The organism is Streptomyces sp. NPDC014870 (assembly GCF_043081505.1).
Lineage (GTDB): Bacteria > Actinomycetota > Actinomycetes > Streptomycetales > Streptomycetaceae > Streptomyces.
The window spans coordinates 284945-297502 of record NZ_JBIBWQ010000006.1 but is presented as its reverse complement, the minus strand read 5'-3'; the positions used below and the strand labels follow the sequence as shown (position 1 = coordinate 297502).

Sequence of the window (12558 nt, the reverse complement as noted above, 5' to 3'; positions counted from 1 at the left end):
TTCCATGGCGCCGGAGTGCCACGTTCTCTCTCCGGCACATTGTCGACAAGGCAACTTGGCGCGAAGCATTCGATCACGAAGCGTTCCACTCGTGGGCCGTGCAGGGAAGTGTGCGTGGCGTGCATGGCCCGTCCCCATAGGGTGCACAGGCCCGGCGCACGCCTTTCCGGCCTGGTGGCACCAGGGTTGAGGGGTCATTCCGCCAAGGGCTCGCCGACATCTGGAACTTGGCTGAAAACATATGGGTGTGGGTGTGCGAATGCGTCAGCTTCGCGGGGGGCGTCAGCCCTGGCGGTGGTTCCGGCCGCCGTGCGAGCGACGCGCGCGGGGTGCCGCCGCCTCGGCCCGCAGACCGCGCTCGGACCGCCGCAGCAGCAGCCGGCAGACCGCCGTCACGGCCGCGAGCCCGAGCGCCGTTCCGGTGGCCCCGCCCAGGGAGGTGCCGTAGCCCACGAGGACGACCGGGACGAGCACACAGCAGAAGACCGCCCAGCGGACGACGTCGCCCGCCGACTCCGCGGCCGAGCCCGCGGCCGAGCCCGTGGCGGGGCCGGCGGCGGGCGCGTCCGGGGCGGCGGGGTGGGCGGGGCGGGCCGGGCGGTCGGTGGTGGCGGCGCTTGGTGCGGGCACGGGCGGGCTCCCTGCGACGGTGGCGTGACCTGTGGGAACGAGAAGCGGAACGTTCCGGTCACTGCGGGTGGGGTCCGTTTGGCCCTCCGTACCGCCCCCGGAGGGGAGCCCGGGGGACAGCTGTAGGGCACAGGCGGCATTGCCATAACGGGACGGGCTCGTGCATGCTCCCTGGAACGCCGTGCGAGCGCTGAAATGCGGGCCCTGGACGGCTCTGGGCAGGAGAGGAGTGTCGCCGTACCCTTGGGGGTATGGGCTTGGGAAGATGATTCCCGGACACAGCTCCGCCGCCGACCGTTGTTCCGTACGACGCAACGACGCTATGACGTTCTTCCGTTTCCCTTCCCACGAGGATCTTCTTCGCCGAGACACCGATGGCCGGTCACGAATTCCCCGAACCCGCGGACCGCAAGCGCGTCGCCGACTCCACGGTCGACCCCCTCGCGGTCGAACAGCCACGCCACTCCTGCGATCCCGCCTTTCGGCACGGAGTGGTCGTCGGTTTCGACGGCTCGACCTCCAGTGAGCGAGCCCTCGCCTACGCCATCGGCATGGCCAAGCGCTCCGGCTCCGGCCTGATCATCGTGCATGTCGCCAATCGGCTTCCCACCACCGTCTGGGCGGGGTGCGAGCCACCGGTCTTCGTCGACGTCCCCGACCACCGCACCGAGGTGCTCGGTCTGGAACTCGCCTGCGCGGACTATCTGGCCGAGGTGCCCTGGATCCTCGTCGAGCGCGGCGGCGACATCTGCCACGAGTTGGAGGAGGTCGGCCGGGAGTACTCCGCCGACGCGATCGTGGTCGGCTCGACGCACGGGATCGTCGGCCGGATCTTCGGCTCGGTGGCCGGCCGGCTCGCCAAGCGGGCGCAGCGGCCCGTGATCGTCATCCCCTGACCGGAGCGGCCGGATCCGCCCGCTGGGCTTCATCTTCTCGACGCTTCGTCAACTCCCTTGGTACGGCGATAATTTCTGCCGCCGAGAGGTGATTTGTGCGCTTGTGAAGGGTACTTAAATGTCACCGGAACAAGCAGCTCACGCAGCACAACTGCCCACTTGAAGGGAGCCCGCCGTGGACAAAGACGTCGCCGCGGGAAACACGACCTCCACTCTCGGCCACCTCGCGCTCGGACTGACCCTGCTGGCCTTCGGCCTCGGCGGCACCGGCGTGATCGACAACGTCGCGGCGTCGGACGCCGCATCCCTCGCCACCTGGGTCGGCGGGGTGGCGCTCTTCCTCGTCGGTCTGCTCGCCCTGCGGGCGGGCAACGGCGGTGAGGGCACGGCCTATTCGGCGCTCGGCGCGTTCTGGTTCACCTGGGGGACCGGCGTCGGTGACGGCGGTTCGGCCGAGGCGACCGGCCTCTTCCTGCTGCTGTGGGCGCTCCTCGCGCTCACGCTGACGATGGCGGCCGCGGGCAGCGGTCTGTTCGGGCAGGGGGTCTACGGCCTGCTGTTCGTCGCGCTGCTGCTGCTCGGCATCGGCGCGCTCGCCGGCAACGGCGGTCTGGCGAAGGCGGGCGGCTGGGTCGCCGCGGTGGCGGGCCTGGCGGCCTGGTACGGCGCGACGGCGGCGGTGGCCCACTGGCCCACCTCGCTGAGCCGCTCGGGCCGCAGCGCGGCCGCGGCGAGCTGACAGGGGAAAGACGAGCGGTCCCCGCGCACCGGTGAGGTGCGCGGGGACCGCTCTGTGTGTCCGGCCGGGCGTCCGCCCTTCCGGGGACAGGTCCGGAACGCGGGCGGACGGGCTTTCCCGGCCGTGGTCGAGAGCTCCGGGTGACAGGCCCGGGTCGGTGCTACTCGACCGTGACGGACTTGGCCAGGTTGCGCGGCTTGTCGATGTCGCGGCCCATGGCGAGCGCCGTGTGGTAGGCGAGGAGCTGGAGCGGGATGCCCATCAGGATCGGGTCCAGCTCGTCCTCGTTCTTCGGCACGACGATGGTGTGGTCGGCCTTCGCCTGCTCCTGGTGCGCGACCGCGAGGATGCGGCCGCTGCGGGCCTTGATCTCCTCCAGGGCGGCGCGGTTCTTCTCCAGCAGGTCGTCGTCGGGGACGATCGCGACCGTCGGCAGGGCCGGCTCGATGAGGGCGAGCGGGCCGTGCTTCAGCTCGGAGGCCGGGTACGCCTCCGCGTGGATGTACGAGATCTCCTTGAGCTTCAGGGAGGCCTCCAGGGCGACGGGGTAGCCTCGCACGCGGCCGATGAACATCATCGACTGGGCGCCCGCGTACTCCGCGGCGATCTTCTTGATCTCTTCCTCGGTCTCGAGGATCTCGCTGATCTGGCCGGGCAGCTTGCGCAGGCCCTCGATGATCCGCTTGCCGTCGGTGACCGACAGGTCGCGGATGCGGCCGAGGTGCAGGGCGATCAGCGCGAACGCGGTCACCGTGTTGGTGAAGCACTTGGTGGAGACGACGCAGACCTCGGGGCCGGCGTGCACGTACACGCCGCCGTCGGCCTCGCGGGCGATGGCCGAGCCGACCACGTTGACGACGCCGATGACACGGGCGCCCTTCCGCTTCAGCTCCTGCACGGCGGCCAGCACGTCGTAGGTCTCACCGGACTGGGAGACGGCGATGTACAGGGTGTCGGGGTCCACGACCGGGTTGCGGTAGCGGAACTCCGAGGCCGGCTCGGCGTCGGCGGGGATGCGGGCCATGGACTCGATGAGCCCGGCGCCGATCAGGCCGGCGTGGTACGAGGTGCCGCAGCCGAGGATCTTGATCCGGCGGATGGAGCGGGCCTCGCGGGCGTCCAGGTTCAGGCCGCCCAGGTGGACGGTGGAGAACCGGTCGTCGATCCGGCCGCGCAGCACGCGGTCGACCGCGTCGGGCTGCTCGGAGATCTCCTTGTGCATGTACGTGTCGTGGCCGCCCATGTCGTAGGAGGCGGCCTCCCACTCCACGGTCTCCGGGGTGGCCGTCGTGGTGGCGCCCGAGGTCGTGTACGTACGGAAGTCGTCGGCCTTGAGGGTGGCCATCTCGCCGTCGTCGAGGGTGACGACCTGGCGGGTGTGGGCGATCAGGGCGGCGACGTCGGAGGCGACGAACATCTCCTTCTCGCCGATGCCGAGGACGACCGGGGAGCCGTTGCGGGCCACCACGATGCGGTCGTTGAAGTCGGCGTGCATGACGGCGATGCCGTAGGTGCCCTCGATGACCTTGAGCGCCTCGCGGACCTTCTCCTCCAGGGTGGTGGCCTGGGAGCGGGCGATCAGGTGGGTGATGACCTCGGTGTCGGTCTCCGACGCGAAGACGACGCCGTCCGCCTCCAGCTTGGCGCGGAGCTCCTGGGCGTTGTCGACGATGCCGTTGTGGACGACCGCGACCTTGTTCTCGGGGTCCATGTGCGGGTGCGAGTTGATGTCGCTCGGCGCGCCGTGGGTGGCCCAGCGGGTGTGGGCGATGCCGGTGGTGCCGGTGAAGCGCTTGGGGACGCGGGCTTCCAGGTCACGGACCCGGCCCTTGGCCTTGACCATCTTCAGGCCGGAGGCCTTCGGGCTGGTGATGACGATGCCGGCGGAGTCGTACCCCCGGTACTCCAGCCGCTGCAGGCCCTCAAGCAGCAGCGGGGCGACGTCGCGCTTTCCGATGTAACCGACGATTCCGCACATAAAGTGTTACCCCTCCAGGTTGGTGAGTGTGCCCTGCCGTGACCCGGTCGGGGTCACCCGTAGACGATGCGGCGCAGCTGCCGGAGCGAGAGCTCCGGTGGCGCCACGGCGCGGTGCGGCAGCTCGGCCGCGATGCGCTCGAAGATCTCGGCGTTCACCGCGCCCCCTGACTGCAGCTCGCGGTGGCGGCGGCGGACGAAGTCCTCGGTCGACTCGTCGAAGTACGCCAGCACGTCGAGCACCACCCGGGCGGCCTCACCGCGCTGGAGCGCGGTGCTGCGCACCAGGTGGTCGATGAGGTCGTCATGCGACGGTCGGCGATCGAGCACCCGAGAATACTGAGGGGTCACCGCCGCACTTCGCAAGAATCCTGCCCGAATTCGGGCAGACACCTCCATGATCGCCGTTCTGGGGGCGGAATTGGTCTACACCTTGACCGCGGAAGTGGTCCACGGTACGCATGGTGACTGTTCGGATACGCATATCCACAGCCGCGAAGTCCGTCGGAGTCCGTCCAACGTTCATCGAAAGGGACCCATGTCTGTGAGACAGCGCAGAACGCTTCCCCGTCTGCTCGGCGCCGTGCTGCTCCTCGCCGCCGCCGGTATCTCCTGCGTCGGAGCCGCCCCCGTCTCCCACTCCGCCGCCGACGCCACCACCCGCCCGCTCGGCCGGATCGTGCCCGTCCCGGCCTCCGTGACCCCGTCCGGACAGCCGTACACGCTCACCTCCGCCACCCGCATCCGGATCGACGAGGACTCCCGCGACGCCCGCGCCGTCGCCGACTACCTCGCCGGGATCCTGCGCCCCTCCACCGGCCTCTCCCTGCGCGTCGTCGACGAGGACGCGGCGAGCGGCGGCATCCGGCTCCGCCTCAGCGGCGCGGAGAAGGCCCTCGGTGACGAGGGCTACCGGCTGCAGTCCGGCCGCGACGGGATCACTCTCACGGCCCACCGGCCCACCGGACTCTTCCGCGGCGTGCAGACCCTGCGCCAGCAGCTCCCGGCGGCCGTCGAGAAGCGGACCAGGCAGCCCGGGCCCTGGAAGGTCGCCGGTGGCACCATCACCGACACCCCGCGCTACGCCTACCGGGGCGCGATGCTCGACGTCTCCCGGCACTTCTTCACCGTCGAGCAGGTCAAGCGGTACATCGACCAGCTCGCCCTGTACAAGATCAACAAGCTGCACCTGCACCTCTCCGACGACCAGGGCTGGCGCATCGCCATCGACTCCTGGCCCCGGCTCGCCACCTACGGCGGCTCCACCCAGGTCGGCGGCGGCCCTGGCGGCCACTACACCAAGGCCGACTACCAGGAGATCGTCCGCTACGCCGCCTCCCGCCACCAGGAGGTCGTCCCCGAGATCGACCTGCCAGGACACACCAACGCGGCCCTCGCCTCGTACGCCGAACTGAACTGCGACGGCGTCGCCCCGCCGCTCTACACCGGCACCGCCGTCGGCTTCAGCTCCCTGTGCGTGCCCAAGGACATCACGTACGACTTCGTGGACGACGTGATCCGCGAGCTCGCCGCGCTCACCCCGGGGAAGTACCTCCACATCGGCGGCGACGAGGCGCACTCCACGTCCCACGAGGACTACGTGGCCTTCATGGAGAAGGTCCAGCCGATCGTCGCCAAGTACGGCAAGACCGTCGTCGGCTGGCACCAGCTCACCGGTGCCACGCCCGCCAAGGGGGCCCTCGCCCAGTACTGGGGCCTCGACCGGACCAGCCCCGCGGAGAAGGAGCAGGTCGCGGCCGCCGCGCGGAACGGCACCGGGCTGATCCTCTCGCCCGCCGACCGGGTCTACCTCGACATGAAGTACACCAAGGACACCAAGCTCGGCCTCGCCTGGGCCGGCTACGTCGAGGTCCAGCGCTCCTACGACTGGAACCCGGCCGCCTACCTCCCGGGTGCGCCCGCCGAGGCCGTCCGGGGCGTCGAGGCGCCGCTGTGGACCGAGACCATCTCCGAGAACGCGCACATCGACCAGATGGCCTTCCCGCGCCTGCCGGGCGTCGCCGAACTGGGCTGGTCCCCGGCGGCCACGCACGACTGGAACGCCTACAAGGAGCGGCTCGCCCAGCAGGGGCCGCGCTTCGAGGCGCTCGGGATCGACTACTACCGCTCGCCGCAGGTTCCGTGGCCCGCTGAGTAGACGAACAGCGCGGGCCGGGTGGAGGACCGTACTCCACCCGGCCCGCGCCGGTCTGTGCAGGGCGAACCCGGGCTAGCGCGCGTACCGCGCGATCGGGTTCACCAGGTCGCCGACCAGCTGGAGCGCCGCCGACGGGTCCGCCAGGTCCACCATCTGCTTGTTGTTCCGCAGCTGGAGGCGGTTGAGGGCGGAGAGCGCGAAGGTCTCCGCGAACATGTCGTACCGCTCGAACTTCTCCGCCAGCTCCGGCTTCGACTCCTGGTAGGCGCGCACGCACTCCGCGACCGTCCGCCAGAAGGCGTCCTCGTCGAGCGCGCCCTCCGCCGCGAGCGTCGCCGCGAAGAAGCGGAAGAAGCAGTCGAAGACGTCCGTGAAGATCGACAGCAGCTTCATGTCCTCCGGGACGTCCGCCCTGACCCGCTCCACGGCCGGCGGCAGCACCGCCGTCGGGTCCATCACGCAGATCTCCTCGGCGATGTCCTTGAACACCGCCCGCACGACCGCGCCCTGCTCGTCGAGGACCAGGATCACGTTCTCGCCGTGCGGCATGTAGACCAGGTCGTACGCGTAGAAGCTGTGCAGCAGCGGCAGCAGGTACGCGTCCAGGTAGCCGCGCAGCCAGGCCGTCGGCTCCAGACCCGAGTCCGCGATCAGCGCCGCCGCGAAGGACGCGCCCGCGTGGTCGACATGGAGCAGCGAGGCCATCGTCGCGAGCCGCTCGCCCGGCGCCAGGGAGGCCACCGGCGACTCGCGCCAGAGCGCGGCGAGCATCTTGCGGTACGGGGAGAAACGGTTCGTCGCCGCCTCGTACTCCAGGTGCCGGTAGCCGACCGCCGCCCGCTCGCGGATGATCGAGAACCGGGCCTCCTTGAAGACGGCGTCCGCGTCGATCAGACCGGCGAGCCAGTCGTTGATCGCCGGGGTCGCCTCCATGTAGGCGGCCGAGAGCCCGCGCATGAAGCCCATGTTGAGGACCGAGATCGCCGTCTTGACGTAGTGCTTGGCCGGGTCCGCCGTGTTGAAGAACGTACGGATCGACTGCTGCGCCAGGTAGGCGTCGTCGCCCTCGCCCAGGAACACAAGGCGCTGCTGGGCGACCTCGGCGGCGAAGGTGACGGCCAGCTTGTTCCACCACTGCCAGGGGTGGACCGGCATCAGCAGGTAGTCGGCCAGGTCCAGGCCCCGCTCGGCGAGGGTCGCGGCGAAGCCGTCGACCGCCGCGTCGCCCAGCTCGGCGCGGACGAAGCTGTCGTACTCGACGTCCGCGCAGCCCGAGAAGGTCGTGCGGTCGCGGCGCGCGGCCAGCCAGATCAGATGGACCGGCGCGGCCGCCTCGGGGGCGTACGCGTGGTACTCGTCGATGCCGAAGCCGAGCCGGCCGTTGTTGGCGACGAAGCACGGGTGGCCCTCGGTCATCCCGGTCTCGATCGCCTGGAAGTCCGCGCGCGCCAGGTCGACGGCGGTGACCTGCGGCTTCGTGGACTTGAACGCCGTACCGGACAGCGTGGAGGAGATCTCCTCCAGGTAGACCGGCAGCACCTCGTCGCTCAGGCCCAGCGCGCCGCGCAGCTCGGTGATGAACAGCAGCGCGTCGAGCGGGAGGTGCTCCTCGCCGCGGTGGCGGGTGATCGACTCGGCATCGACCTGCCAGTGGTCGAGCGCGTACCGGTCGGCGGTGAAGCGGTACTCGACGGTGCCGTCGTCGCTCAGCACCCGGTAGCGGTTCCCGCCCAGCTCCTGCGGGTTGAGCAGCCGCTCGTGGGCGAACTCGGCGAGGCCCTTGCGGATCAGCGCGCGGTTGGCGTCGGCCCAGCGCTCCGGGGTGAGGTGCGCGACGGGGTCGGCGACGGGGGACGGGCGGCGGCGGCTCATACGGTGGCTCCCACGGCGGCCTCGAACTGGGCGCGGGTGCAGAAGGACAGCAGGGCCTTCTTCTCCGGCTTCTGGATCTCGCGCTCGGGCACGAAGCCGACGGCCTCGTTGAGCGCGTGGACGGCCTTGTTGGCCACGTCCGGCTCGACCACGACCCGCGCGGTGGCCGGGTCGGCGAACAGCTCCCGCATCACGGCGGTGATCACCCGGCGGGTGAAGCCGTGCACCGGGGTGTCGGTGGGCGCGACGAGGAAGTGCATGCCGACGTCACCGGGCAGCGGGTCGTACAGGCCGACCAGCTCCAGCTGAGAGGGGTCGTACCGCTCCATGAGGATCGCGGGCACCTCGTCCACCAGGCCGATGAAGGCCTGGTGGTGCGGGTTGGCGGCGAACGCCATGTACTCGCGCTCGACGTCCTGCAGCGCGGCGTCCTGCATCATCCAGAACGCGGCCTTGGGGTGCGTGACCCAGGCGTGGATCAGCTCGGCGTCCGCGAGCGGGTCGAGCGGGCGGAAGCGGATGGTCGTACTGCTGGTCGTGGCGGTCACGCGGCGAACTCCTGGAACGCGATGGTCTTCTCGACGGGGTAGTACTCGCGGCCCAGCATCGCTCCGATGATGTACGCGTTGCGGTACGCACCCATGCCCAGGTCGGGCGAGGTGATGGAGTGGGTGTGGACGCTCGCGTTCTGCACGAAGACGCGGCTGCCCGTGGTGTCGACGGAGTAGTTGCGGGCCACGTCGAAGCGGCCCTGGGAGTCCCAGCGGAGCCGGTCGCGGACGGGCTCCAGGAACGCGGGGACGGTGTACTTGTAGCCGGTCGCGAGGATCAGGCCCTCGGAGTCGAGCGTGAAGTCCGAGCCCTGCTCCTCCTGGTGGAAGCCGAGCGTGTACGTGCCGCTGGTGCCGTCGTACGCGGCCGAGTGCAGCGCCGAGTTGGTCAGCAGCCGGGTGGGGACGGGACCGGCCAGGTTCTTCTGGTAGAGCAGGTCGAAGATGGCGTCGATCAGCTCGCCGTCGATGCCCTTGAACAGGTTCTTCTGCTGGTTCTCCAGGCGGTAGCGGGTCTGCTCGGGCAGCGCGTGGAAGTAGTCCACGTACTCCGGCGAGGTCATCTCCAGCGTCAGCTTGGTGTACTCCAGCGGGAAGAAGCGCGGGGAGCGCGTCACCCAGTTCAGCCGGTAGCCGTGCACGTCGATCTCGGAGAGGAGGTCGTAGTAGATCTCCGCCGCGCTCTGGCCGCTGCCGACCAGGGTGATCGACCTCTTCTTCTGCAGCGCCTCCTTGTTCGGGAGGTAGCGGGAGTTGTGGATCAGGTCGCCGCCCAGGTCCTGGCAGGAGTCGGGGACGTGCGGCGGGGTGCCGGTGCCGAGCACGATCCGGCGGGCGCGGTAGGTCTCCCCGGCCTCGGTGGTCACCACGTACACGTCGTCGGCCTCGTCGTGGGTGACGGCGGCGACGGTGGTGGAGAAGCGGATGGAGCGCAGCTGGTCGGCGGCCCAGCGGCAGTAGTCGTTGTACTCCACCCGCAGCGGGTAGAAGTTCTCCCGGATGTAGAAGGAGTAGAGCCGGCCCTTCGCCTTCAGGTAGTTCAGGAAGGAGTACGGGGAGGTCGGGTCGGCCATCGTGACCAGGTCCGACATGAACGGCGTCTGGAGGTGCGAGCCCTCCAGGAACATCCCCGAGTGCCACTCGAAGTCCGGCTTGGACTCCAGGAACAGGCCGTTCAGCTCGTCGATCGGCTCGGTCAGGCAGGCGAGGCCGAGGTTGAACGGACCGAGCCCGATGCCGATGAAGTCGTACGTCGTGGTCGTATCAGGCGTGGACAAGGGTCTCTCCCAGGTACTGCTCGGCGTGGCCGGCTATCAGATCGAGGACGGCGGCGATGTCGGCCACGGTCGTCTCGGGGTTGAGCAGGGTGAACTTGAGGTACTGGCGGCCGTCGACCTTCGTCCCGGCGACGACGGCCTCGCCGGAGGCGAAGAGCGCCTTGCGGGCGTAGAGGTTGGCGCGGTCGATCTCGGCGGGGGAGGTGACGGCCTCCGGGATGTAGCGGTAGACGAGCGTGGACAGCTGCGGCTCCACGACCACGTCGTAGCGCGGGTCGGCGGCGAGCAGGTCGAAGCCGTCCCTGGCGAGGTCGCAGACCTCGTCGAAGAGCTCGCCGACACCGTCGGCGCCCATCACGCGCAGGGTCAGCCAGAGCTTCAGGGCGTCGAAACGGCGGGTGGTCTGGAGGGACTTGTCGACCTGGTTGGGGATCCTCCCCCACAGTCCTTCGGACGTGGGAGGTGCCCCCATGTCCCCGGTCTGACGCGGGTTGAGGTAGTCCGCGTGGTACGTGGCGTGTCCCAGGGTGGCGCCGTCGCGGACCAGCAGCGCGGAGGAGCTCACCGGCTGGAAGAAGGACTTGTGGAAGTCCACGGTGACGGAGTCCGCCCGCTCGATGCCGTCCAGGAGGTGGCGGCGCGTGGGCGAGGCGAGGAGGCCGCAGCCGTAGGCGGCGTCGACGTGCATCCAGGCGCCGTACTCCTCGGCCAGCGCGGCGATCTCGTGCAGCGGGTCGATGGAGCCGAAGTCGGTGGTGCCGGCGGTGGCGACGATCGCCATCGGCGTGAGGCCCTCCGCGCGGCAGGCCTCCAGCTCGGCGGCGAGGACGACGGACTGCATGCGCCGGTTCCGGTCGACCGGGATGGAGACGACGGCGTCCGGGCCGAGGCCGAGGAGTCCCGCGGACTTCTGGACGCTGAAGTGGCTGCAGTCGGAGGTGAAGACGCGGAGCTTGGCCAGGTCGGTCGTCTTCGCCTCCTCGCGGGCCAGGAGCAGGGCCTGGAGGTTGGACTGCGAACCGCCGCTGGTGAACACGCCGTCGGCGGAGGGGCCGAAGCCGATGCGGCCGGTGGTCCAGTCGACGAGCTTGCGCTCGATGAGCGTGCCGCCCGCGCTCTGGTCCCAGGTGTCCAGCGAGGAGTTGACCGCCGAGAGGACGGCCTCGCCGAGGACGGCGGGGATCACGACCGGGCAGTTGAGGTGACCCAGGTAGCGCGGGTGGTGGAAGTAGACGGCGTCGCGGAGGTAGACGCTCTCCAGCTCGTCGAGCGCGGCGGAGGAGTCGCCGAGCGGCTTGTCGAGGTCGACGGCGTCGACGGTGGGGGCCAGTTCGGCGGGCGTGACACCGGTGAACGGGCGGCGCGTCGTGGCGAGTTTCCTCGCCACCCGCTCGACTCCTTCGGTGACGGAGCGCCGGTAGCTCTCCGCCGTGGCGTCGTTGAGCAGGTGCGAGCGCATGGGGATGGTCCTCCGGGACGGGAGAGGTGAGGGGTGGGGATGAGGGTGGCGGTGCGTAACTAAGGTTAGCCTAACCTAAGTTTGCGACGCAAAGAACCCCCCACCCTTGAGGGGCGAGGGGTTCCGGCGGGCGAGGAGCGGCCGCTACGGGTCGCCTACTCGTCCTCTGCCTGCGGCGCCTCGCGCAGGGCGTCCTCGGAGAGCCCCTTGCGCCAGTAGCCGACGAACGTCACACGCCTGCGGTCGAGTTCACGATCGCGTACGAAGTGCCGGCGCAGCTCCTTCACCGAGCCGGACTCGCCCGCGATCCACACGTACGGTGCCTCGCCCGGCAGTTCGGCGGCGCGCACCGCGTCGACGGCGGACGGCGCCCCCTCCTCCCGTACGAGCCAGGTGACCGCGGCCTCGGCCGCGGTGGTCAGCTCGATCCGGTCGTCGGAGAACGGGACTTCGAGAAAGACCCGCGCCCGCGTCCCGGCCGGCAGCCACTCCAGGATCGCCGCCGCGGCCGGCAGGGCCGTCTCGTCCGCCCAGATCAGGACGGAGTCGGCGTCGGCGGGGAGCTGGAAGCGGACGGCGGTGTTCTCGGCGACGGCCGGGCCGAGCACGACGACCCGGTCGCCGGGCTTGGCGCCCTGCGCCCAGCGGCAGGCCGGGCCGCCGTCCTCGTGGAGCGCGAAGTCGATGTCGACCTCGTCCGGTCCGGTGCGCTGCTCGCGGACGGTGTACGAGCGCATCACGGCCCGCTCGTCGTCCGGCATCGCGCGCCAGGCGCCCAGGATCGCGTACATGTCCGGGTCGTCCAGCGGCGGCAGGACGGGGGCCTCCTGGCCGGGGTGCGGCAGGAAGAGGGAGAGCGACTGGTCGCGCCCCCCGGAGGCGAAGGACTTCAGTGCGTCCCCGACGAAGGTCACGCGGACCAGCGACGGGCCGAGCCGCCGCGTCCGGTCGACCTGGAGGGGGAAGAACTGGAACGGGGCGGTCTCGGCGTTCGCCATG

At 70.3% G+C, this 12558-nt stretch carries 11 protein-coding genes; 3 read left to right on the top strand and 8 right to left on the bottom strand.

What is annotated here, in order from left to right; translation table 11 throughout:
* Window positions 1-282: 282 nt before the first annotated feature.
* Window positions 283-630, bottom strand: a complete 348-nt coding sequence (locus tag ACF09C_RS19325) for a hypothetical protein (RefSeq protein WP_392092695.1) — start codon at window positions 628-630, stop codon at window positions 283-285.
* A 374-nt stretch (window positions 631-1004) separates the two neighbouring features.
* Here ACF09C_RS19325 and ACF09C_RS19320 point away from each other — a divergent pair, with 374 nt between their 5' ends.
* On the top strand, window positions 1005-1526 hold the full coding sequence (locus tag ACF09C_RS19320) for a universal stress protein (RefSeq protein WP_329120266.1): 522 nt from the start codon (window positions 1005-1007) through the stop codon (window positions 1524-1526).
* A 175-nt stretch (window positions 1527-1701) separates the two neighbouring features.
* A complete protein-coding gene (locus ACF09C_RS19315) occupies window positions 1702-2265 on the top strand; it encodes a GPR1/FUN34/YaaH family transporter (RefSeq protein WP_392092693.1) in 564 nt (187 codons plus the stop codon).
* A gap of 160 nt (window positions 2266-2425) precedes the next feature.
* Here ACF09C_RS19315 and glmS read toward each other — a convergent pair whose 3' ends face one another.
* Window positions 2426-4243 (bottom strand): glutamine--fructose-6-phosphate transaminase (isomerizing), encoded by a 1818-nt coding sequence (gene glmS, locus ACF09C_RS19310; RefSeq protein WP_362426035.1) that lies wholly within the window; start codon window positions 4241-4243, stop codon window positions 2426-2428.
* A 53-nt stretch (window positions 4244-4296) separates the two neighbouring features.
* The gene (locus tag ACF09C_RS19305; protein ID WP_361969256.1) at window positions 4297-4572 is read right to left on the bottom strand and encodes a hypothetical protein; all 276 of its coding nucleotides are present in this window, start codon (window positions 4570-4572) and stop codon (window positions 4297-4299) included.
* A gap of 208 nt (window positions 4573-4780) precedes the next feature.
* Here ACF09C_RS19305 and ACF09C_RS19300 point away from each other — a divergent pair, with 208 nt between their 5' ends.
* Complete coding sequence (locus tag ACF09C_RS19300; RefSeq protein ID WP_392092691.1) at window positions 4781-6400, top strand: beta-N-acetylhexosaminidase; 1620 nt, start codon at window positions 4781-4783, stop codon at window positions 6398-6400.
* 72 nt (window positions 6401-6472) lie between these two features.
* Here ACF09C_RS19300 and ACF09C_RS19295 read toward each other — a convergent pair whose 3' ends face one another.
* The 5 genes from ACF09C_RS19295 to ACF09C_RS19275 all read right to left on the bottom strand — a co-directional run bounded on the left by ACF09C_RS19295 (window position 6473) and on the right by ACF09C_RS19275 (window position 12557).
* Window positions 6473-8272 carry an IucA/IucC family protein gene (locus ACF09C_RS19295; protein ID WP_392092690.1) on the bottom strand — a complete coding sequence of 600 codons (1800 nt, stop codon included), beginning with the start codon at window positions 8270-8272 and terminating at the stop codon, window positions 6473-6475.
* The gene (locus tag ACF09C_RS19290) at window positions 8269-8820 is read right to left on the bottom strand and encodes a GNAT family N-acetyltransferase (RefSeq protein ID WP_392092688.1); all 552 of its coding nucleotides are present in this window, start codon (window positions 8818-8820) and stop codon (window positions 8269-8271) included. The genes ACF09C_RS19295 and ACF09C_RS19290 overlap by 4 nt, the downstream gene beginning before the upstream one ends.
* The gene (locus tag ACF09C_RS19285) at window positions 8817-10100 is read right to left on the bottom strand and encodes a lysine N(6)-hydroxylase/L-ornithine N(5)-oxygenase family protein (protein WP_392092686.1); all 1284 of its coding nucleotides are present in this window, start codon (window positions 10098-10100) and stop codon (window positions 8817-8819) included. The genes ACF09C_RS19290 and ACF09C_RS19285 overlap by 4 nt, the downstream gene beginning before the upstream one ends.
* Window positions 10087-11559: a pyridoxal phosphate-dependent decarboxylase family protein gene (locus tag ACF09C_RS19280; RefSeq protein WP_392092684.1), complete on the bottom strand. Its 1473-nt coding sequence runs from the start codon at window positions 11557-11559 to the stop codon at window positions 10087-10089. The genes ACF09C_RS19285 and ACF09C_RS19280 overlap by 14 nt, the downstream gene beginning before the upstream one ends.
* Before the next feature lie 155 nt (window positions 11560-11714).
* Window positions 11715-12557, bottom strand: a complete 843-nt coding sequence (locus tag ACF09C_RS19275) for a siderophore-interacting protein (protein ID WP_392092682.1) — start codon at window positions 12555-12557, stop codon at window positions 11715-11717.
* Between the last annotated feature and the right edge of the window lies 1 nt (window position 12558).

Excerpts from the sequence above, each read along its gene's own strand:
- ACF09C_RS19295 (WP_392092690.1), bottom strand. The coding sequence starts at position 8,272 with ATGAGCCGCCGCCGCCCGTCCCCCGTCGCCGACCCCGTCGCGCACCTC.
- glmS (WP_362426035.1), bottom strand. The coding sequence starts at position 4,243 with ATGTGCGGAATCGTCGGTTACATCGGAAAGCGCGACGTCGCCCCGCTG.
- ACF09C_RS19320 (WP_329120266.1), top strand. The coding sequence starts at position 1,005 with ATGGCCGGTCACGAATTCCCCGAACCCGCGGACCGCAAGCGCGTCGCC.
- ACF09C_RS19280 (WP_392092684.1), bottom strand. The coding sequence starts at position 11,559 with ATGCGCTCGCACCTGCTCAACGACGCCACGGCGGAGAGCTACCGGCGC.
- ACF09C_RS19275 (WP_392092682.1), bottom strand. The coding sequence starts at position 12,557 with ATGGCGAACGCCGAGACCGCCCCGTTCCAGTTCTTCCCCCTCCAGGTC.
- ACF09C_RS19300 (WP_392092691.1), top strand. The coding sequence starts at position 4,781 with ATGTCTGTGAGACAGCGCAGAACGCTTCCCCGTCTGCTCGGCGCCGTG.